Source organism: Rhizobium sp. BK275 (assembly GCF_014193555.1).
In the GTDB taxonomy this organism is placed as follows: domain Bacteria; phylum Pseudomonadota; class Alphaproteobacteria; order Rhizobiales; family Rhizobiaceae; genus Rhizobium.
In genome coordinates this window covers 24,552-45,251 of sequence record NZ_JACHZL010000006.1, presented here as the reverse complement: position 1 = coordinate 45,251, position 20,700 = coordinate 24,552, and the positions used below count along the sequence as shown (strand labels likewise).

Sequence of the window (20,700 nt, the reverse complement as noted above, 5' to 3'; positions counted from 1 at the left end):
TGTTCCACTCGCCTGTTCAGGCTATGGCCAGCTTAGCGCGTCGGAACAGGTGTTTCGCCACGATAGTCGTAGAAGCCGCGGCCGGATTTGCGGCCAAGCCAGCCAGCCTCGACATATTTCACCAGCAGCGGGCAGGGGCGGTATTTGCTGTCGGCGAGACCGTCATGCAGCACCTGCATGATCGAGAGGCAGGTATCGAGGCCGATGAAATCGGCAAGCTGCAGCGGACCCATCGGATGGTTGGCGCCGAGCTTCATGGCGGTATCGATGGCATCGACAGTGCCGACGCCCTCGTAAAGCGTATAGATCGCTTCATTGATCATCGGCAGCAGGATGCGGTTGACGATGAAGGCCGGGAAATCCTCGGCGACCGTGACGGTCTTTTCCAGCGACGCGACGAATTCCCGGGCGGCGGAAAAGGTCGTCTCTTCCGTTGCAATGCCGCGTACCAGTTCCACCAGCTTCATGACCGGCACCGGGTTCATGAAATGGATGCCCATGAAGCGCTCGGGGCGATCGGTCGCCGCCGCGAGCCGGGTGATCGACAGTGAAGATGTGTTGGTGGCAAGGATCGCTTCCGGCTTCAGCACCGGACAGACCTGCGTGTAGATCTTGCGCTTGACGTTTTCATCCTCGGTCGCCGCCTCGATGACGAGATCGGAAGGGGCGAGGTCGTTGACATCCGCGGAGCCGGTGATGCGCGAAAGCGCCGCGCTGCGCTCTTCGTCAGTCATCTTGCCATTCGTCACCTGGCGCGCAAAATTGCCGTTGATGGTGGCAAGGCCGGATTCAATGCGGTCCTGAGAGAGATCGTAGATGTGAACCTTATATCCTGCGGCGGCCGAAACATGCGCGATGCCGCAGCCCATCTGACCCGCACCGATGATACCAATATTCTTCAACACCGCACTCATCTCCAACCCCCGCCCGGCACCACCCCCGCGCTGCCGGTATTTTTATATGAAATTGCCGGACGAAAGATCGCCCGGCAAAAGTAGTAGACCGATAGAAGACAATTTTCCAGTCATTCGCAAGTGCGAAAAGAAGGCAATCTGCCCGATCAGAGGGCTTTTTCGAGCTCCGGCAGGACGTCGAAGAGATCGGCCACAAGTCCATAGTCGGCAATCTGGAAGATCGGAGCTTCCTCGTCCTTGTTGATGGCGACGATGACCTTCGAGTCCTTCATGCCGGCGAGATGCTGGATGGCGCCGGAGATGCCGCAGGCGATGTAGAGCTGCGGGGCGACGACCTTGCCGGTCTGGCCGACCTGCCAGTCGTTAGGGGCGTAACCGGCATCGACGGCGGCACGCGAGGCGCCGACGGCTGCACCGAGCTTGTCGGCGACCGGCAGGATGACCTCCTTGAACTTCTCGGCGGAGCCGAGCGCGCGGCCGCCGGAAATGATGATCTTGGCGGAGGTCAGTTCCGGACGCTCGGAGGCCGACAGCGCGTCGGACACGAAATTCGAAAGGCCCGGACCGGAAACGGCGGGGATTGCTTCAACGGCAGCCGAGCCGCCCCCGGAAGCGGAGGCGAAGGAAGCGGTGCGCACGGTGATGACCTTTTTGGCGTCGCTCGCCTGCACCGTCTGGATCGCGTTGCCGGCATAGATCGGGCGCTTGAAGGTGTCGGGCGAAACCACTTCGATGATTTCGGAGACCTGGGCGACGTCGAGCAGAGCTGCGACGCGCGGCATGACATTCTTGCCGGTGGAGGTCGCAGCGGCGACGATCGTGTCGTAGCTGCTGGCCATAGAGACGATCAGGTCGCCAAGCGGCTCGGCGAGATTGTTGGCGAGCTCGTCGCTTTCGGCGAGCAGCACCTTGGAGACGCCGGAAAGCTTGGCAGCCGCGTCGGCGGCAGCCTTTGCTCCCTTGCCGGCGACGAGAACGTGGATGTCACCACCGATCTGAGACGCAGCCGTCAGGGCCTTGGCAGTCTGGTCGGAAAGGGTTGCGTTGTCGTGGTCAGCCAGAAGAAGAATGGCCATGGTCGTAATTCCTTTCTCGAACCTTAGAGGACGCCGGCTTCATTCTTGAGCTTGTCGACAAGCTCGGCGACCGACTTCACCTTCACGCCCGCCTTGCGGCCGGATGGTTCTTCCGTCTTCAGCACCTTGAGGCGCGGCGCGGTGGAAACGCCGAAATCAGCCGGGCTCTTCTTGTCAAGCGGCTTCTTCTTCGCCTTCATGATGTTCGGCAGCGTTGCGTAGCGCGGCTCGTTCAAACGCAGGTCGGTCGTCACGACCGCCGGAAGCTTGACCTTGATCGTCTGCAGGCCGCCGTCGATTTCGCGGGTGACGGTGGCGCTGTCGCCCTCGATCGCGACCTTGGATGCGAAAGTCGCCTGGGCGGAGCCGAGGAGGGCCGCGAGCATCTGGCCGGTCTGGTTGGAATCATCGTCGATCGCCTGCTTGCCGACGATGATCAGACCCGGCTTTTCAGCGTCGGCAACACCCTTGAGGATCTTTGCCACAGTGAGCGGTTCGACGGAGTCATCGGTCTCGACAAGGATGGCGCGGTCGGCACCCATGGCGAGCGCCGTGCGAAGTGTTTCCTCGGCCTTGGCGGGGCCGATCGAGACGACGACCACTTCCTCGGCCTTGCCGGCTTCCTTCAGGCGAAGGGCTTCCTCGACGGAAATCTCGTCGAACGGGTTCATCGACATCTTGACGTTGGCAAGGTCGACGCCCGATCCATCCGGCTTGACGCGGATCTTCACGTTGTAATCGACAACGCGCTTGACTGGGACGAGAATTTTCATGGGGTCCTTCCTTCGAACAGAGATGGGCCTTCAACAGAGACGTCTGGGAAAATGCGCGCTTGGACGCCGCTCCGATTGTCGAATGGCGACATGGATACGCGTTTTTCCTCCAAATACAACGCTTCCGTGACGCGGCCGGTCGATTTGAATGGCAATATATTAACGTTTACGTTCACGTCAATATTAAAGCTTGTCCCGCCCCCAGGGCAGGCGCGGCGGCACGGGCATGCCTGAGGCGGTGACGCGGACGGGGATCGGCTGGTCGCGGACGGCACGCGGCGTGACGATCTGACGGTCGAAGAGCGGGACGCCGGGCCGGCGCAGCACAAGCACGAGCAGGGCGCCGGCGATGATGCCGCCGACATGCGCACCCCAGGAGACGTTGCCGTTGGGATCGATCAGCAGCATGAAGAACTGCTGGCCGACCCAGAGCAGGAGCGGAATGAAAGCCGGCAGCGGCAACGGCACACGGAAGAAGACCAGGACCCAGACCCGCACGCGCGGATGCAGCATGAGATAGGCAGCGACCACGCCTGAAATCGCACCCGATGCGCCGACGAGCGGTGCTTCCGACGTCGTCATCAGCAGGCCATGGCAAAGGGCGCCGGCCGCAGCGCAGGCGAAGTAGAAGACGAGGAAGCGCAGGTGCCCCATCGCATCCTCGACATTGTCGCCGAAGACCCAGAGGAAGATCATGTTGCCGGCAAGATGCCAGAAGCTCGTATGGATGAAGGAGTAGGTGATGTAGGTTGCCGTTTCCGGCACGATTTCCAGTCCCGGCGCCAGCTCCCGATAGCCGAAGACGACGGCTGGAATATAACCGAGGCCAACGGTTGCGGCCTGCGCGGCCTGTTCGCTTTCAAATGTCGTGAAGATCCAGGCGGCGATGTTCGCCGCCATCAGGCCGAGTGTGACCCACTGAACCCTGATGTGTTTCAGCGTATTGGCATCGTGTAGTGGTATGAACATGAAGGCCTGCCCCCGGGCGATCGTGATGGCTGCGAACCTACCTGTTTTTTCCAGGAACCCAAAGCACATCCGCCTTGCCATCATTATTTGCATGGCGGGCGGCTACGAACAGGAAATCGGAGAGGCGGTTGACGTATTGGAGTGCCGCGGCACTCACGATTTCTCCATCGCTGCGGGTAAGCGCTACCATCAGCCGTTCGGCGCGGCGCGCAATCGTGCGGGCAAGGTGCAGATGGGCGGCCGCGGCGCTGCCGCCCGGAAGAACGAAGGATTTCAGCGGTTCAAGGTCGGCGTTCAGCCTGTCGATATCCTGCTCCAGGCGGATGACCTGGCTCTCTACGATACGCAGCGGCTCGTAGGCTGGCGGCTCACCGGTTTCAGGCGTGGCGAGATCTGCGCCGAGATCGAAGAGATCATTCTGGATCAGCGCCAGCATGGCGTCGAGTTCGGCTAGCTCCGTCGTATGCAATCTTGCGACGCCGATCGCCGAATTGGTTTCGTCTATCGTGCCGTAGGCTTCGACACGCAGATCGTGCTTGGTGCGGCGTGGGCCAGAGACCAGCGCGGTCGTGCCGTTATCGCCGGTTCTGGTGTAGATCTTGTTGAGCTTTACCATTGCCTGCTCTCGGATCAGCTCGGGCGTCCGCCGCCGGTCAGCCAGAGCGTCAGCATGATCAGGATGACGGCGATCGCCTGCAGCAGCACGCGAAGCTGCATCAGCTTGTTGGAAAGGTTCGCATCGCCACCCTTCATCATGTTGAACAGGCCGCGGATCAGCACCAGGGCAACGAAGCCCATGACGATGATCGCGATGACATAGGTGACCGTGGACATGGCAATCTCTTTTCTTCTTCAGTCCGTCCAGCGCATCAGGCGGTAGAAGAGGTCGGCCGGAAGCAGCCTCTTCAGCAATATGCCCTGCTTGGCCGGAGTCGTTACGGGATAATGTGGCTTCGGATTTTTCGAGTTCAATGCACGCGTCAATACTGCATAGACCGCCTCGGGGCCAAGTTTGTGGCGGTTGACCGGACCTGAGCCTTCGAGGCGGGCAAGCTGCCGGCGGTACTCGACGGCATGGGGCGAGTTTTCCAGGTCTATATGTTCTTTGATCTTCGCCAACGCGTTTGCCGTGAAGCGGCTGGTGATCGGCCCCGGCTCGATCAGGCTGAGGTGAATGCCGCTTCCCTGCAATTCCATGCGCAGGGTGATGCTCAGGCCTTCGAGCGCGAATTTCGAGGCTGTGTAGGCGCCGCGATAGCGATAGGGCACTAGGCCGAGGATCGAGGAACACTGCACGATACGGCCCTGGCCGCGCCGGCGCATGAAAGGAATGACCTGCCTGGCCAGTTCGTGCCAGCCGAAGACATTGGTTTCGAATTGGTCGCGCAGCGCCTGCGTCGAGAGATCCTCGACCGCGCCCGGCTGCCCATAGGCACCGTTGTTGAACAGCGCATCGATCCGGCCGTTGGTGCGTTCAGTCACGGCGCCCACCAGAGCCGAGATTGTGTCGGGTTGCGTGTAGTCCATCAGAAAAGCTTCGACGCCCTCGGCTTCCAGCGCTGCCAGGTCATCGGTCTTGCGCACGGTCGCAAAGACCCGCCAGCCGTCCGCCTTCAGGGCGCGCGCGCAATAGGCGCCGATGCCGGAAGAGCATCCGGTCACGACGATGGTGCGCTGGTCGGCCATTCAATGATTCCTGTACAAAATGGGACTCATTTCCCATATTCGCCGGAAGGATACAATTGGGAAGCCGAATGCCGAAAGCCCTGCGCACGCTCTATGACGTGGTCTACGACGCCATCTGCCACCTCATCGACGATGACGGCTTTGCCATGGCAAGTCATGTGGCGCTTTCCAGCCTGCTTGCGGTTTTCCCCTTTCTGATCTTCGGGACGGCGCTTGCCAATTTTCTTGGTGCGGACCAGTTTTCGAATTACGCGATCCATTTCATCTTCGACACTTGGCCGGCGGCCATCGCCAAACCGCTTTCGGATCAACTCGTCGAAGTTCTGACAATCCCGCGTGGCGGGCTTCTCACGATCTCTGTGCTGGCGGCCGCCTATTTTGCTTCGAACGGCGTTGAGGCGCTGCGCATCTCGCTCAACCGTGCCTATCGAGTACAGGAAACCAGGCCATGGTACCTGACACGCCTTTTCAGCCTCGGCTATGTCCTTGTCGCAGTGATTATTGTCGCGGCCATCAGCATTCTGCTCGTGGCGGTTCCTGTCGGCCTCGATTATGCGCGCGATTGGCTGCTGCACAACGACAGTCTCGAATGGCTTCCTGCGACGATCCGTCAATGGCTGCCCGTCATCGTCGACACACTCGAAATCGTTTTCGGCTGGCGCATCTATGGCACGCTCGTCATGCTCACCATTGCCCTGCTCGTCGTCCATCTCTGGCTGCCCGCCGGCAAGCGCCGTGTCTTCGATGTCATTCCCGGCGTGTTTCTGACCTTGCTGTCCTGGCTCGTCGGCGCGCTGATCTTCGCCTATTATCTGGCGACCTTCGCCAATTACACTGCCACCTATGCCGGTCTGGCGTCCGTCATGATCGCACTCATCTTCCTCTACATGGTGGGCGTCATCTTCATCGTCGGCGCAGAGATCAATGCGGCTCTGATGAAGTTCCGGGTGCTGCGCAATTTCTCGCGAACCTTCTCGGTGGTCGGGCGTGACCGCGCTGCCGATTCAAAGTCCGACAAGGCGGCGAATACCGGCAACTGACAGTCCCTTCGCACGCAGGTCCGCAAGGCCGGTATCGCCCTGGCTTTTGGAAAGCTTCCGGCCAGCTGCGTCCACGACGAGGCGATGATGGTGATAGGCCGGTTGCGGCAGGTCGAGCAACCTCTGCAGCAGCCTGTGCACCGAGGTGGCGTGGAAAAGGTCGAGCCCGCGCACGACATGGGTCACGCCCTGCAGCGCATCATCGATGACCACCGACAGATGGTAGCTGGAGGGCGCATCCGAGCGCGAGAGAACGACATCGCCCCAGGCGGCGGGTTCGGCCAGGATTTCACCTTTTCTTTCGTCGCCGGTTTCCGTCCAGAACAGCGGTTCGCCGACCAGATCCATTGCCCGGTGCATGTCCAGACGCCAAGCATGTTTCAGGCCGGAGGCCAGCATTGTGCCGCGCTCGTCCTCGCTGCGGTCGCGGTCATCAGCGGGATAATGCGGCGTGCCGTCGGGATCGCGCGGCCAGGGGCGGTTTACCCGCTCGTAAGCCGCAACGCGGGTTTTGACCTCGCCGCGCGTCAGGAAGGAAGGGTAGACCAATCCGCGTTCGATCAGCGAATGAAGGGCTGCCTGATATTCGGAAAAATGTTCCGACTGGCGGCGCACCGGCTGCTCCCATTCGATCTCAAGCCATTGGAGATCGGCGTAGATGCCGGCTTCGAATTCGGGTGTACAGCGCGTCAGATCGATGTCTTCAATGCGCAGCAGCAGCCGGCCTTCTATGGCTCTTGCCATGTCGTCGTTGAGGAAAGCCGACAGCGCGTGACCGAGATGCAAAGGTCCATTGGGGCTCGGCGCGAAACGGAAGACGGGTTTTTGACGCGGTGTCGTGATCATGCTTTCTTCTGGCACGGATTTGAAGCGATCGCGAGGCAAGGTGCAGGTCATCAGCAATGAAAAGGATATCGAGGAGGGGCTCGCCGCTCTTCTTGTTCTCGACCCACGGCTCGTTTCGATTGCCAAAGAAGCGGGGCCTGTGCCGCTCAGGCTGCGCGAGCCGGGTTTTGCCGGCCTTGCCCATATCATCGTTTCGCAGATGGTCTCGCGTGCCAGTGCGGAGGCGATCTGGCGGCGGATGCAGCCCGAGAGCGGATCGCTGAGCGCGGAGACTTACATACTGCTTCATCCCGAAGCCTGGCGCGAATTCGGGCTTTCCCGTGCCAAGGCCGACACGCTGACGCGGATTGCGCAAGCCGTCGCTTCCGGGCGAATCAATCTGCAAGCCCTGGTCCAAAAACCGCCCGCCGAGGCGCTCGCGGAACTGACGGCGCAGAAGGGAATCGGGCCATGGACCGCAGAGGTCTATTTGATGTTCTGCGGCGGGCATGTGGATGTTTTTCCGGCGGGTGATGTGGCCCTCCAGGCAGCGGTTGCTGCGGCATTCGGTCTCGTGGAGCGCCCGCAGGCCAAAGTGCTTGCAGGGCTTGCAGAAATCTGGTCGCCCTGGCGCTCTGTGGCAGCCCGGCTTTTCTGGGCTTATTACGCCGCAAAAATGCGTCGAGACGTGTTGCCGATCGGATGAACGGCACTGTCCCTCGATTCGCCTTTATTCCCTGAATTTATTGGACTTCACAATCCTGTAACAACCGGCCTAATATACAGGTGCAGATGCCGAATCGATCCAGGAGGGCTCCTTGACGATTGCAGTCTCCCCACAGGCCCTGCCGGCGCTCGTTCTGAACGCTGACTACCGGCCGCTGAGTTATTATCCCTTGTCGCTCTGGTCCTGGCAGGACGCGATCAAGGCGGTATTTCTCGACCGTGTGAATATCATCGCGGAATATGAGCACGAGGTTTCCTCACCGAGCTTCTCGATGCGGCTGCCGAGTGTCGTGTGCCTCAAGACTTATGTTCAGCCGTCCCGCAATCCCGCCTTCACCCGCTTCAACGTCTTCCTGCGCGACAGGTTCGAGTGCCAGTATTGCGGCGCTCATGACGATCTGACCTTCGACCACGTCACCCCGCGCGCTCATGGCGGCGAGACGACCTGGGAGAATGTCGTGGCGGCCTGTTCGCCCTGCAATCTGCGCAAGGGCAGCAAGCTTCCGAAGCAGGCAGGCATGTTCCCGGCGCAAAAGCCGTACCAGCCGACTGTGCAGGACCTGCACAATAACGGCCGGCTCTTCCCGCCGAACTATCTGCATGACAGCTGGCTCGACTACCTCTATTGGGATACCGAGCTGCAGCCCTGATTCAAAGTCCTTGGTTTATGCAGTCGTCATCGCAAAACCGCTGCGCACTTTTGCGCGACCTGCTTTAAGCGCTTACGCTGTCTTCTTCACGCTCCAGAATGCGAAGGCTGCGAGGATCAGGCTCGCAATCACATTCCAGCCTGCAAAGGACAGGCCGAGAACCCGCAGTGCTGCATCCGTGCAGGACGGGCCTTTGATCGTGTTCAGCTCGCCTAGGAGATCGCCGGCATTGGTGGTCATGCTGCTGGCCGTGGTCGAGCAGGTGGCGGGGCCGGGCCAGAAATGCCATTCCACGCCGGCGTGATAGACGCCCATGCCTGCGCCGACGAGCATCAGGATGCCGACGGCAAGAATGATGGCGCGCGTCATCCAGTTGGGCAGACCGACGAGGGCGGCCACCGCGCCGACGATCGCGATCGGAATGCCGTAGTAATAGGGCTGACGCTGCAGCAGGCAGAGTGCGCAGGGAATGTAACCGCCGATATACTGGAAGCCGAGGGCCGTTCCGACCACCACGGCCATGCCGATGGCAAGCAGCAGCGAGAGAGCGAAGCCCGGGCGGGCAAGCGGCGAGGTGGTGGCATTCATGGCGGAACTCCGCGAAGTTGGCTCAGTGGGCAATGTATCGGTAGGCTAGATATAGCACGATCACGACCGCCGCGCCGATGCCGACGATCTGGCCGAGACGCTTCTCGATGAAATGGCGGATCGGCTCACCGTAACGGCGCAGCAGCCATGCAAGGAACAGGAAGCGGGCGCCGCGGGCGATGATCGCCGAAACGATGAAGAGCGGCAGGCTGACATGGATGACGCCGGACAGGATCGTCACGATCTTGATTGGTGGCAGATGCGCCAGACCCGAGGTGACGAGCAGCAGCAGGATGGTCCCGTAGGTGACGTAGGATTTCATCTGCTCGAACTGATCGAGCTTTCCATAGAACTCCAGAACCGGGCGCGCGACGGTCTCATAAGCGTAGTAGCCAAGCGCCCAGCCGGCTATGCCGCCGAGTACCGAGGCGATGGTGGCAACGATCGCATAGCGATAGGAGCGCTCGGGCTTGGCGAGCGCCATCGGCAGGAAGAGCACGTCAGCGGGGACCAGAAAGACGGAGCTTTCGACGAAGGCGATGACGGCGAGCCAGACTTCGGCCGATTTTTTCGAGGCCAGAGACATGGTCCAGTCGTAAAGTCTGCGGAGCATCCGTTTCCTTTCCTTGTTGCGATGCACAAAGCATTAGGGGGCGATCATGACGCTGTAAATGCTCGGCCTGCGGCTTCCGGGCGTTCTCGTTGAAAAATTTTTGTGATCTGTCATGGGCATGTCTCCCAAGATTTCGCGAGATGGCAATCCGGCGAATCTGCGGCAAGCTTTATACGAGTCGAAATATTGGGTGGCATGCCATGCGATTGAGGGTAATAGAGGGCGGGCTCGGCGTGGCCGAACAGCAGGACAGCGAAGCCGAGAGCCGGAGGCCGGATCGTGAGGATGTTCGCCGCGAGGCGGCGCGGCGCCTTGGTGCCAGCGGCTATAGCCGATCACGGATCATGGAATTTGCCGTCGGTGCGCCGATGCCGGCCGTGCTCAAATATCTTGCCATGCAGATCGATTTTGCCGCCGAGGCGATTTCCAGGCTCGATCCGATTCCGGCCGATTACACTTCGGATCTCTACTGGCCGAAGATGGACGACATCGCGACAGCGTGATCAGGTCTGCCTGCTGATCGTGAGATGTGTGGGAACAGCGGTGCCCCGACGAGCGACGCTTGCCCGGATAACAAGTGATCCTACCTTGATGGAACTTGCCTGAGCGCTGCGGCCTGCGTGCCTTGGCGTTTTTTATGACAGATCCATGGATTTTTCCCACTGCTGGCGCATCACGTTCATCTCGGTGCGCTTCTGTGCCATTTCGCTGACGATCGCACGCAGGTGCTGATGGCGTGACATGAACATGTTGAAGTCGCGCCGCTCCAGCACTTCGAACTGGCAGAAATCGACGGCGATGACATCGGCCGTGCGGCGTCCGCCGCTGAGCAGCGCCATTTCGCCGAAGAAGGCACCGGGCTCCAGCCGCACTGCTCCGCTTGCCAGCCGTACTTCGACCGCGCCGGAGGAGATGAAATACATGCTGTCGCCGCGATCTCCGCGGCGGATGACGCGTTCGCCGGGCGAGGCGAGTTTGGGGTTGAACAGCAGGAGCAGTTCCTCGAGCGCATCCTCGTCGGCTTCGGAAAAGAGCGGGAAGGTCTCGACCAACTGCTGGATCCGCAGATGATGCTGGCGCGCGCGCTCCTCGCCGAGCGCCCTGATCTTTTCCAGTTCCCGTGCTAGGGCATCCTGGTTCCTTCGGCCGTAGCTTTCGTAGAGGCGTGGCCACTTCACCTTGATGTTGCGGTTCAGCTTCTCCGCTACGAAGATGACGATCGGGTTCAGTGTGATGGAGAGAATCGCGGCGGCGAGGATCAGATCCTGTCCTTCATGCGGCAGGAGCCCGAGCGAAACGCCGAGACCGGCGAGGATGAAGGAGAATTCGCCGATCTGGGCAAGGCCGCCGGCTGCCGTCAGGCCCATGCCGATCGGATAGCGCAACAGGGCTACAATGCCGAAGGAGATGATTGCCTTGCCGACGATGATCAGTGCCAGAGCACTGATCACAGCCAGAGGGTGCTGCACAATGATCGACGGATCGAAGAGCATGCCGACAGAAACGAAAAACAGCACAGAGAAGGCATTCTGCAGCGGCAGGGAATCGGCGGCGGCGCGATGACTGAGATGGGATTCGCTCATGACCACGCCGGCGAAGAAAGCACCGAGCGCAAAGGAAACGCCGAAGATTGCCGCCGAACCGAAGGCAATGCCGAGCGCGATGGCGAGCACGGTGAGCGTGAAGAGTTCACGCGAGCCGGTACGGGCAATCAGCGTCAGAAGCCAGGGCACGATGCGCGGCCCCAGGAAGATCGCCATGGCGGCAAATGATGCGACTTTCAGCAAGGTGAGTGCGATGGTGGCAGAAAGCGGCAGATCAAGGCCATGCGAGGTGGCGTCGCTTGCATGCCCGCCCAGAAGTTCCGCGAGCGCCGGCAACAGCACGAGCGCCAGTACCATGGCGAGATCCTCGACGATCAACCAGCCGACAGCCACGCGCCCGCCGGCGGTATTGACGAGGTTGCGCTCTTCCAGCGCTTTCAGAAGCACGACCGTGCTGGCGACCGAAAGGCTGAGGCCGAAGACGATGCCGGCGCCGAGGCTCCAGCCCCAGAGTTCGCCGAGGCCGACGCCGAGCAGGGTGGCAAGCAGGATCTGGCCGATGGCGCCCGGTACGGCGATACCGCGCACGGCCAAAAGATCGGATGCGGAGAAGTGCAGGCCGACGCCGAACATCAGCAGGATCACACCCATTTCGGCGAGTTGGCTCGCAAGCTCCGTGTCGGCCACAAAGCCCGGTGTGAATGGTCCCATGAGAATGCCGGCGAAGAGATAGCCGACCAGTGGCGGCAGTCGCAGCCTATCGGCGCAATAGCCAAGAACCGCCGCAAAGACGAAGCTTATGGCTACCGTCGCAATGAGTCCCGCTTCCTGATGCATCAGCCCTCTCAAAATGCCTCGCGGCCGGCACTTTAGGATGAAGCGCCGGCAAAGTTAAAGAGCTGATTTGGATAGATTAGGCCTAAATGGCCGGCTTTTGGGGCGGAACCACTAAGCTTGCGTGTCGTTGCCTCTACAGGAAGACAAGGAGAAGACAGATGCGAAAGATCATCATCAACTGCGCAATCGCTGCCCTTGCCCTGGGCTCGGCTGCAGCGCCTGCAATGGCAGACAGCGTGACCGTCACCCGCGAGCGCTCCTATGACGGATATGACCGTTATGACCATTATGACCGTGACCGGGCTCGCCCCGGCGTTACCATCAGCGACCGCGGCATTACGTTCGGCGCGGTGCGCGAACGGGATCGCTGGCGCGAACGGGACCGTGACCGCTGTTACACGCGTAGCATCACCCGTCAGACCGATGAAGGCACTGTCACAAAAACGGTGCGCCGTTGTGACTAAAGACTGAACTGAGGGCTCGGCATTCCACTTCGCTAGGATCTCAACATCGATCACCAAGGCTTATGCCCTCGCCCTTCGGGGCGCGGGCGAAGCATAAAGCCATTTAAGAGATATTTGGTGCCCCATGCCGGGGTCGAACCAGCACTTCTTTCGAAACTCGATTTTGAGTCGAGCGCGTCTACCAATTCCGCCAATGGGGCAGCGAAATACGAGGCGGCTGTCTAACATGCGTTCGCCCGCGCGTGCAAGACGGCGGGCGAAGTTTAGCTGTTTCGAATTCTGTGTTTAGTGGGGGACCGTTGCGCCCGGTCCGGTAAGGCCGGATTTCTTCAGCGTGATCGCCAGGATCGAGGCCAGCAGGCAGAAGGCGCCGGCGATGAAGAAGGCGGGCAGGTAGCTTTCCAGGGCCGTACGTGATAGGCCGGCGCCATAGGCGGCGGTTGCAGCGCCGAGCTGGTGGCCGGCGAAGACCCAGCCGAAGACGAGGCCGGCTTTTTCGCGACCGAAGCGGTCGGCGGCGATCTTGACTGTCGGTGGCACGGTAGCGATCCAGTCGAGGCCATAGAAGACGGCGAAGATCGATAGGCCGTAGAAGCTGAAATCGCTGAAGGGGAGGAAAAGCAGCGAGAGACCGCGCAGGCCGTAATACCAGAAGAGCAGCCAGCGATTGTCGAAGCGGTCAGAGAGCCAGCCGGAGCCGATCGTGCCGAAGAAATCGAAAATGCCCATGACAGCGAGAACGCTGGCGGCTGCGACCGGCATGATACCGAAATCGCCGCAGAGTGTAACGAAATGCGTCTGGATGAGGCCGTTGGTGCTGAGACCGCAGATGAAGAAGGTGGCGAATAGGATCCAGAAGGTTGATGTCGTTGAAATATCCCTCAGAATCGTGATCGGCGTTGCAAGTGCTGCGCCGAGGGTACCACGCGTCGGAGCCGGGGCGACCTGCGTTTCGCCGACCGAGGGCAGATTCACATCCGAGGGACGGTCACGCATGAAGAGCAGCACGAGAAGGGCGGCGACCATGATCATGGCGCAGACGAAGAAGACCGTGGCGCGCCAGCCATAGCGTTCGGTCAATTCCGCCATCAGCGGCAGGAAAACGAGCTGGCCGGTTGCCGAACTTGCCGAGAGCATACCGACGACGAGGCCGCGATGCTTGACGAACCAGCGTGTGGAAACCGTGGCAGCCAGCACCATGGCCGTCAGCCCGGTGCCGAAGCCGACGACGATGCCCCAGAGCGCCAAGAGATGCCAAAGCTCGGTCATGAACAACGAGCCGATGAAGCCTGCACCGATCAGCGCGAGCGCAAAGACGATGACCTTGCGGACGCCGAAATAGTTCATGAAGGCTGCTGCAAACGGACCCATCAGGCCGAAGAGGATCAGGCGGATGGCAAGGGCAGACGAGATCTGCGAGGTTTCCCAGCCGAATTCATCCTGCAGCGGCTTGATGAGGACGCCCGGCGCGCCCATTGCGCCGGCGGTTACCAGCATGGTCAGGAAGGTGGCAGCGACGACGACCCATCCATAGTGAATGTTTCGCCGGGCAAGGGATGATGCAAGGACTGCAGAGACCATGGGCAAATTCCGTTTGTGACGTGGGGACCATACAAGAGTGTTTTAGATGACGGCCATCATATTTGTTGCGTATTGATGATGGACATCATATAAATTGTCAAGCGACCATTTCCGGAGACAAAAAATGCGGGTCAGCCGCGAAAAATTTGCAGAAAACCGCGAGAAGATCCTGACGGCTGCCAGCGTGCTCTTCCGCGAAAACGGGTTCGACGGCGTCGGTGTTGCCGACATCATGAAGGCTGCTGGTCTGACGCATGGCGGGTTTTACGGCCATTTCGAATCGAAGGACGATCTTGCGCTGGAGGTCAGCCGCAAGCTGATCGAGCGCGTGGAAGAGCGCTGGCGTGAGCAGATTGCCGACCACCCCGATCGGCCACTGCAGGCGCTTCTCGATCACTACATCCACTGGCGTACGGTCGATGATCCCGGCGGAAGCTGCGTGTTCGCCTCGCTGATCCAGGAAGTCAGCCGCAGCGAAGGCGCAGTGCGCGCGACTTTCAGCGAAGGGCTGTCGACGCTGGTCGATGTGCTGGAGGAGATTATGCCTGGCGAAACCAGGGAGGCGCGCCGCGCTAATGCGACGACAACGCTTTCCTCGATGATGGGAGCCGTTATCCTTGCCCGGGCGGTCGAGGACCGGGCACTTGCCGAACAGTTTCTGGTCACGATGCGCCGCAAGCTCGACCCGGAGCAGCAACCTTAAACCGTGTGCGATCTATCACACTTGAAACTACTTGTCTTATGATCTTCGGTGTTTGGCGGGCGTGATCGGATCGCCGCCTGCGGGCCTCAACCACCCTTCAAGCGGCGGGACGGCGGCTTATTTGAAGCCGGCGACATCGTGCGGAATGTAGGGGGCTTCGAGCGCGGCGATATCCTCAGCACTCAGTTTTACCGTCAGCGCACCGACGGCATCCCTCAGGTGGTTCGGCTTGGATGCGCCGATGATCGGTGCTGTAACGGCGCTCTTCTGTAGGATCCAGGCTGTGGCGACCTGCGCGCGGGAGATGCCATGGGCCTTGGCGATCTCGGCGACCTTCTCGACGATCTTGCGGTCGGCATCTTCGGCCTGCCTATAAAGCGTCTTGCCGAATTCGTCGGTCTCGCTGCGGTTGGTCGTCTCGTCCCAGTCACGGGTCAGACGACCGCGGGCAAGCGGACTCCAGGGAATGACGGCGATCTTCTGATCCTCGCAGAAGGGCAGCATTTCCCGTTCTTCCTCGCGGTAGAGCAGGTTCAGGTGGTCCTGCATGCTGACGAATTCTGTCCAGCCGTTGAGGCGGGAAATGTAGAGCGCCTTGGCGAATTGCCAGGAATACATGGAGGAGGCGCCGATATAACGCGCCTTACCGGCCTTTACGACATCATGGAGGGCTTCCAGCGTTTCCTCGATCGGTGTCGTGTAGTCCCAGCGGTGGATCTGGTAGAGGTCGACATAGTCGGTGCCGAGGCGGCGCAGGCTGTTGTCGATCTCGTCGAAGATCGCCTTGCGCGACAGGCCGGCGCCGTTCGGCCCGGGCCGCATGCGGTTGAACACCTTGGTCGCGAGTACGATATCCTCGCGCTTGGTGAAATCCTTGATTGCGCGGCCGACGATCTCCTCGGAGGAACCATTGGAATAGGTGTTGGCTGTATCGAGGAAATTGATGCCGAGATCGATCGCCTGTTTGAGGAGCGCGCGGCTTTCCTCTTCCGGCAGGCTCCAGGCGTGATTTCCGCGGTTGGGATCGCCATAAGTCATGCAGCCGAGGCAGATCTTCGAGACTTCGAGACCGGTCTTCCCGAGTTTTACATATTCCATGAAAGTGCTCCGTAATGAACTTCAGCGACTCCCCAGACGCATGCGCATGATGTAGTGCAGAAATCGTCGAAGTCTCAGTGAGCACGCGGAGAATGTGTTCTGCCGTTAGCGCAATAATACGTGATGAGCGGGCGGAATGTCGTCTCATCCTTGCGGATTACATCGCTTGCGCATCTGCACGGTGAGGTGTTAGCTGGTGCAGCATTCTACTGGATCATGCTTATGAAACTGCCGCCCGGCGATCGATACGACACGCTCTACCGCGATTTCTCCTGGCAGATATCAGAGGATTTCAATATCGGCCGCGCCGTCAGCGACGATTGGGCCGTGCGTGATCCGTACCGCGTCTGCCTCGAGCATTTCAGCCCCGACGGCCATCACCTGTCGTTGACCTACGGCGAACTTGCCGCTCGCTCCTCGTCCCTCGCCAACGCGCTCGCAGCACTTGGTATCGGCAGGCGAGATCGTGTGGCGCTGCTCCTGCCGCAATCCTTCGAGACGGTCATTTCGCATGTGGCGATCTACAAGATGGGCGCGATCGCGTTGCCGCTTGCGCTGCTCTTTGGGGTCGAGGCGCTGGAATACCGGCTGAAGACTGCGGGTGCGAAAGTTGTCGTCACCAACGGCTTCGGGCTTGCACGCATCAACCAGATCCGCGATCGTCTGCCCGACATTCAACATGTCGTCAGCATCGAGGGAGCCTCGGCTGGCACGCTCGGCTTTGCCGATCTGGTTTCGGCCTATCCGCCTGTCTTCGACATCGCGCAATCGGGACCGGATGAGCCGGCGCTGATGATTTTCACGTCGGGCACGACGGGGCCGCCGAAGGGCGCATTGCACGGTCACCGGGTTCTCGCCGGCCACATTCCCGGCATGCAGTTCGCCCATGAAGGTTTCCCGCAGGCCGGAGACAAGGTCTGGACGCCGTCCGACTGGGCCTGGGCCGGCGGGTTGCTCAATGCGCTGCTGCCGAGCCTGCTGCTCGGCGTGCCTGTCGTCTCGTCACCGGCTCAGAAGTTCGATGCCGACATGGCCTATCGCATCATGGCCGAGATGAAGGTGCGCAACGCCTTCATTCCGCCGACGGCGCTGCGCCTCCTGAAATCCGTCGAGGAACCGCGCTCGAAATATGATCTCGTGCTGCGCACCGTCGGCTCGGCGGGCGAGTCGCTGGGACGTGAAACCTATGAATGGGCGCGCCGCACGCTCGGTATCATCGTCAACGAATTCTACGGGCAGACGGAATGTAATTTCGTGTTGTCCTCCAGCGCTGCCTTCGGCGTGACGAAGGCCGGAGCGATCGGGCGTGCTTCACCCGGCCACAAAGTGGCTGTTGTCAGCGATGAAGGTGATGAGCTGCCGATCGGCGAGCAGGGGCAGATCGCCATTGCCAGTCCCGACCCGGTGATGTTCCTCGGCTACTGGAACGATCCTGACGCGACGGAGAGGAAATATGCCAAGGGTTGGTTGCTGACCGGCGATATCGGCCGGCAGGACAAGGAAGGTTATGTCACCTTCGCCGGCCGCGACGACGATGTGATCACGTCGTCGGGGTATCGCATCGGGCCGGCGGAGATCGAGGACTGTCTCATCGGCCATCCGGCCGTGCAGCTTGCGGCGGCCATCGGCAAGCCCGATCCGCTGCGTACGGAGATCGTCAAGGCCTATATCGTGCTTTCGCCAGGTTACAGCCCGAATGCAGAACTGGCAGTGGAAATCCGGGACTGGGTGAAGACGCGGCTTTCGATGCACGAATATCCGCGCGAGGTCGAATTCGTCGATGCCCTGCCGCTGACGACCACGGGCAAGGTGATCCGCCGGCTGTTGCGGGAAAGGGCTGCGGCAGAGATTAGCCGCGGCCGGCAAGCGACATGATCTTCTCGCGCAGCATTTTCGCCATGTTGCGGGTGCTGCGGTACATGTGAAGCTGGGCGGCGACCTGGCGCATGTCGCGGTCGCCATTTTGCGTCAGGCCGATCACCAGCGTGCCCATCTCCTCGCGCTCCTGCCAGAAGCGGCTCATGATCGGGTGATCGGAGACGGCGCATGAATCCGAGCGCATGACATTGGCGTCGTCGAGATGCCATTCCGTCAGTTCGCTCATCAACAGCTTGCCCGGCGAATAGCGGGAATAGCTTTCGTCATAGGCTGTCTTCCAGGTATAGGCCTCGCCGCCCATCATCAGCACGACGACCGAGGCAATCGCCCTGCCTTTGAGGTCGATCGTGTGGATGCGCACGGCGTCGACTTCCGCCAGGTTGGAGACGGCCTCGCGGGCGAAGGCGGTGTGATAGCGGTCGGTCACCAGCGCGCTGCGGCGCTTGCCCTTCCAGCCGCCGGCCTCCAGCGCCAGGAATTCCTCGAAGCGCATGTGGATCTCGCGAGGCTGGCGGGCAACGGTGTGGACGACCGTGCCGAGCTCTTCGAGCAGCCGCCACTGGCGGCGCATCTCGCGCAAATGAGAGGAGGATACGGTGCGGCCGAGATAGACCACGGCGTCGTCATCGCTCTGCAGCATCGGCCGTTCATAGGGATTGGCGATGGTCAACGGCAGGTTGCGGCTGAGCGCCACCGCCTTTGCCATGCGAACGAAGATGCCGTTCAGCCGTACGTCCGGCAGCACCAGCGTGCCCGGCAGGCCGAGGTCCGGCGTGATCAGGCCCTCGAAGAGGTTGTCCAGCGTCTCGGCCGCGTCCTCGGCATCGACCAAGGGGGTGCCGAGCGGACCAAAGCTGTTTGCCCAGCCGCGGATGATCGACGGGCCGACGGCGAAACCGGGTTTGTCGACCGAGAAGGGCATGAGCAGGCGCATGCGGCTGCGATGTTCGTTCTGATCTCTGATAATGGCGAAATTGACCTGCCGGTCTTCCAGCCGAGGCATGGCAGGTGCCAGGAAACGGCCGCTGAAGAAGACGTTCGGCTCCATCGCGCGGTTGGAGAGGAAGTCCAGTTCCTCCTGCAGATCGTAGCCGAGCTTGCCGGGGTAAAGGCAGAGTTCACGGCCCGGCCGGCCGATTTCGATCCGTGCTTCGGCCTGCGGCGCTTCGAACTTGAGCGCGGCAAGATCGTGAACCATACGGTTCGCGATGCTGTCGGTGCTCTCGGTGATGGGTGGTACGCGTACCATCTATCGGGCTCTCATTTCTGGCGTTGCGGCGGAAGGGGTTGCGAAGGCGAAAAGCGTGAAGCCGAGCGCGCGGCGCACGAAGACATGCAGCAGGATCGCTTCTACGGCCATGGCGGAGGCCGTGGCGATCGCCGTGCCGACGATACCGTAGTGCGGGATCAGCAGGATATTGAGGCCGACATTGGCGGCGAGCGCTCCGGCATAGAGAGCGACGCAGAGGTTCTGCTTGCCCGCCATCATCAGAAGCGTCTCGGCGGGACCGACCAGCGCCTTGGCGAGGATGCCGGCAAGCAGGATCGCCATCAGCATGTAACCAGCCGTGAAGGCACCGCCGAAAAGCGACAGCAGCAGATGCCCGGCCGCCACGACCGCGAGACCGACGCCGAGAGCCGGCCAGAACGTCCAGCGGGCGGCATCGACAGCGGCGGCCGCAAGATCGGTCTGGTTGCCTTCGGCGATGATGGAGGAGAAGCGGGGGCCGGAGGCAGCTTTCACCGAGAAATTGATGAAATGCACCAGAGCCATGGTCTTGGCGGCTGCGAAATAGATCGCGACGTCATGCGGCTCCAGGAAGATGCCGACGACGATGACGTCGGAATTGGTCAGCAGAAAGCTCACGCCTTCGATCAGGAAGATCGGGAAGGCGACACCCAGCCATTCCAGAAAATCCACTTTGCGCGGGCCGGCATCATAGTGCTTGCGCATCCGGTAGAGCGTGGCAGCGTACTGGCCGAGAGCAGTGACGAAGGTTGCCGCAAGGGCTGCCTGCATGGCGGTAACCGCCGTGTGCGGCGCGCCGAAGAGGATGGCAGCCAGCATGAAGAGGATAATGAGGATCGGCCTGACGATGTAGACCGGGCTGAGCGCCATGACCGGCCAATGGTTGGCCCGTGACGTACCTTCGAGGATATCGCCGAGCGCGATCATCGGCATGGCCATAAGGCCGAGGAAGATCGGCACCAGATAATAGCTTTCGATCCTATCGCCGAAGAAATGCAGGCCAAGCATGCCGGCGATGAGAACGGTCGTGCCCGAGAGCATGGAAAAGATGCGCGCTGTACCCGTCAGGCCGCGGATTTCGGCAAAGGCGCCGGCCGCGCGATATTGCGGCAGGAAGCGGACGATCGCGGTGTGGAAACCTAGGCAGGAAAGATCGCCGCAGAGGACGACCAGCACCCAGACGAAAACGAAGATGCCGTACTCATATTCACCCATCAGCCGGGCGAGCACGATCTGTGACAGGAAGGCGAGTGCGGCGCTCAGGATGCGGATCGAGAAGGCGGTCAACGCCATGCGCTGCGCGGTCGCCTTGTCACCCCGTTCGGTCAGCACCGCGGCAAGCATGCGCAACGCACGGCCGGCGATCGGCCGCAACCCTGCGGGCAGCATCTTTTCCGCTGTTTCTATGACCGCCATTTTAACACGCAAAACTCTAAGGGCAGGGCATTCGTACCGGCGAGTCTTGCCAGACCAGGGTTAAGAAACA

At 61.0% G+C, this 20,700-nt stretch carries 22 protein-coding genes and 1 tRNA gene; 7 read left to right on the top strand and 16 right to left on the bottom strand.

The genetic code is table 11. The features are described 5' to 3' along the window. Positions 1-32: 32 nt before the first annotated feature. The 7 genes from FHT82_RS19155 to FHT82_RS19125 all read right to left on the bottom strand — a co-directional run bounded on the left by FHT82_RS19155 (position 33) and on the right by FHT82_RS19125 (position 5,418). Positions 33-914, bottom strand: coding sequence for a 3-hydroxybutyryl-CoA dehydrogenase (locus FHT82_RS19155; protein ID WP_183734284.1), 882 nt, complete (start codon positions 912-914; stop codon positions 33-35). Between the two features lie 146 nt (positions 915-1,060). Next, on the bottom strand, positions 1,061-1,990 hold the full coding sequence (locus FHT82_RS19150) for an electron transfer flavoprotein subunit alpha/FixB family protein (RefSeq protein ID WP_183734283.1): 930 nt from the start codon (positions 1,988-1,990) through the stop codon (positions 1,061-1,063). Positions 1,991-2,013: 23 nt separating this feature from the next. Continuing rightward, the gene (locus FHT82_RS19145; protein WP_183734282.1) at positions 2,014-2,763 is read right to left on the bottom strand and encodes an electron transfer flavoprotein subunit beta/FixA family protein; all 750 of its coding nucleotides are present in this window, start codon (positions 2,761-2,763) and stop codon (positions 2,014-2,016) included. Positions 2,764-2,946: 183 nt separating this feature from the next. Next, positions 2,947-3,732, bottom strand: a complete 786-nt coding sequence (locus FHT82_RS19140; RefSeq protein WP_183734281.1) for a rhomboid family intramembrane serine protease — start codon at positions 3,730-3,732, stop codon at positions 2,947-2,949. 37 nt (positions 3,733-3,769) lie between these two features. Then, the gene (locus FHT82_RS19135; RefSeq protein WP_183734280.1) at positions 3,770-4,348 is read right to left on the bottom strand and encodes a cob(I)yrinic acid a,c-diamide adenosyltransferase; all 579 of its coding nucleotides are present in this window, start codon (positions 4,346-4,348) and stop codon (positions 3,770-3,772) included. A 14-nt stretch (positions 4,349-4,362) separates the two neighbouring features. Beyond that, on the bottom strand, positions 4,363-4,566 hold the full coding sequence (locus FHT82_RS19130; RefSeq protein WP_183734279.1) for a twin transmembrane helix small protein: 204 nt from the start codon (positions 4,564-4,566) through the stop codon (positions 4,363-4,365). A gap of 18 nt (positions 4,567-4,584) precedes the next feature. Then, positions 4,585-5,418, bottom strand: a complete 834-nt coding sequence (locus FHT82_RS19125) for an SDR family oxidoreductase (RefSeq protein ID WP_183734278.1) — start codon at positions 5,416-5,418, stop codon at positions 4,585-4,587. Between the two features lie 68 nt (positions 5,419-5,486). Here FHT82_RS19125 and FHT82_RS19120 point away from each other — a divergent pair, with 68 nt between their 5' ends. Further along, entirely contained in the window at positions 5,487-6,458 is a 972-nt protein-coding gene (locus tag FHT82_RS19120; protein WP_183734277.1) for a YihY/virulence factor BrkB family protein, read from the top strand. Here FHT82_RS19120 and gluQRS read toward each other — a convergent pair. Next, on the bottom strand, positions 6,423-7,304 hold the full coding sequence (gene gluQRS / locus FHT82_RS19115; RefSeq protein WP_183734276.1) for a tRNA glutamyl-Q(34) synthetase GluQRS: 882 nt from the start codon (positions 7,302-7,304) through the stop codon (positions 6,423-6,425). The genes FHT82_RS19120 and gluQRS overlap by 36 nt on opposite strands. Here gluQRS and FHT82_RS19110 point away from each other — a divergent pair. Both FHT82_RS19110 and FHT82_RS19105 read left to right on the top strand, forming a co-directional pair. After that, positions 7,303-7,989 (top strand): DNA-3-methyladenine glycosylase 2 family protein, encoded by a 687-nt coding sequence (locus tag FHT82_RS19110; protein ID WP_183734275.1) that lies wholly within the window; start codon positions 7,303-7,305, stop codon positions 7,987-7,989. The genes gluQRS and FHT82_RS19110 overlap by 2 nt on opposite strands. 112 nt (positions 7,990-8,101) lie before the next feature. Then, positions 8,102-8,659 (top strand): HNH endonuclease, encoded by a 558-nt coding sequence (locus FHT82_RS19105; RefSeq protein WP_113299070.1) that lies wholly within the window; start codon positions 8,102-8,104, stop codon positions 8,657-8,659. Positions 8,660-8,731: 72 nt separating this feature from the next. Here FHT82_RS19105 and FHT82_RS19100 read toward each other — a convergent pair whose 3' ends face one another. Together FHT82_RS19100 and FHT82_RS19095 are read right to left on the bottom strand one after the other, a co-directional pair. Beyond that, positions 8,732-9,247 (bottom strand): disulfide bond formation protein B, encoded by a 516-nt coding sequence (locus FHT82_RS19100; protein WP_183734274.1) that lies wholly within the window; start codon positions 9,245-9,247, stop codon positions 8,732-8,734. A 22-nt stretch (positions 9,248-9,269) separates the two neighbouring features. Continuing rightward, positions 9,270-9,860, bottom strand: a complete 591-nt coding sequence (locus tag FHT82_RS19095) for a YqaA family protein (protein WP_183734273.1) — start codon at positions 9,858-9,860, stop codon at positions 9,270-9,272. Positions 9,861-10,060: 200 nt separating this feature from the next. Here FHT82_RS19095 and FHT82_RS19090 point away from each other — a divergent pair, with 200 nt between their 5' ends. Beyond that, a complete protein-coding gene (locus tag FHT82_RS19090; RefSeq protein ID WP_183734272.1) occupies positions 10,061-10,363 on the top strand; it encodes a hypothetical protein in 303 nt (100 codons plus the stop codon). 132 nt (positions 10,364-10,495) lie between these two features. Here FHT82_RS19090 and FHT82_RS19085 read toward each other — a convergent pair whose 3' ends face one another. Beyond that, positions 10,496-12,241 carry a cation:proton antiporter gene (locus FHT82_RS19085; protein WP_183734270.1) on the bottom strand — a complete coding sequence of 582 codons (1,746 nt, stop codon included), beginning with the start codon at positions 12,239-12,241 and terminating at the stop codon, positions 10,496-10,498. Between the two features lie 158 nt (positions 12,242-12,399). On the opposite strand from FHT82_RS19085, the gene FHT82_RS19080 reads away from it, so the two are divergent. Further along, positions 12,400-12,705, top strand: coding sequence for a hypothetical protein (locus tag FHT82_RS19080; protein ID WP_183734268.1), 306 nt, complete (start codon positions 12,400-12,402; stop codon positions 12,703-12,705). A gap of 115 nt (positions 12,706-12,820) precedes the next feature. Here FHT82_RS19080 and FHT82_RS19075 read toward each other — a convergent pair. Both FHT82_RS19075 and FHT82_RS19070 read right to left on the bottom strand, forming a co-directional pair. Continuing rightward, positions 12,821-12,905: transfer RNA gene (locus tag FHT82_RS19075), tRNA-Leu, on the bottom strand. An 85-nt stretch (positions 12,906-12,990) separates the two neighbouring features. Next, positions 12,991-14,286 (bottom strand): MFS transporter, encoded by a 1,296-nt coding sequence (locus FHT82_RS19070; protein WP_183734266.1) that lies wholly within the window; start codon positions 14,284-14,286, stop codon positions 12,991-12,993. Positions 14,287-14,410: 124 nt separating this feature from the next. Between FHT82_RS19070 and FHT82_RS19065 the strand changes: the two genes are divergently transcribed. Then, entirely contained in the window at positions 14,411-14,989 is a 579-nt protein-coding gene (locus FHT82_RS19065; RefSeq protein ID WP_183734264.1) for a TetR/AcrR family transcriptional regulator, read from the top strand. Between the two features lie 117 nt (positions 14,990-15,106). Here FHT82_RS19065 and FHT82_RS19060 read toward each other — a convergent pair whose 3' ends face one another. Next, entirely contained in the window at positions 15,107-16,087 is a 981-nt protein-coding gene (locus tag FHT82_RS19060; RefSeq protein ID WP_183734263.1) for an aldo/keto reductase, read from the bottom strand. A gap of 222 nt (positions 16,088-16,309) precedes the next feature. Between FHT82_RS19060 and FHT82_RS19055 the strand changes: the two genes are divergently transcribed. Further along, a complete protein-coding gene (locus FHT82_RS19055; RefSeq protein WP_183734261.1) occupies positions 16,310-17,962 on the top strand; it encodes an AMP-binding protein in 1,653 nt (550 codons plus the stop codon). Here FHT82_RS19055 and FHT82_RS19050 read toward each other — a convergent pair. Both FHT82_RS19050 and FHT82_RS19045 read right to left on the bottom strand, forming a co-directional pair. Further along, the gene (locus FHT82_RS19050; RefSeq protein WP_183734260.1) at positions 17,937-19,214 is read right to left on the bottom strand and encodes a GNAT family N-acetyltransferase; all 1,278 of its coding nucleotides are present in this window, start codon (positions 19,212-19,214) and stop codon (positions 17,937-17,939) included. The two genes, FHT82_RS19055 and FHT82_RS19050, sit on opposite strands and share 26 nt — an antisense overlap. Beyond that, entirely contained in the window at positions 19,215-20,630 is a 1,416-nt protein-coding gene (locus tag FHT82_RS19045; RefSeq protein WP_183734258.1) for an oligosaccharide flippase family protein, read from the bottom strand. Between the last annotated feature and the right edge of the window lie 70 nt (positions 20,631-20,700).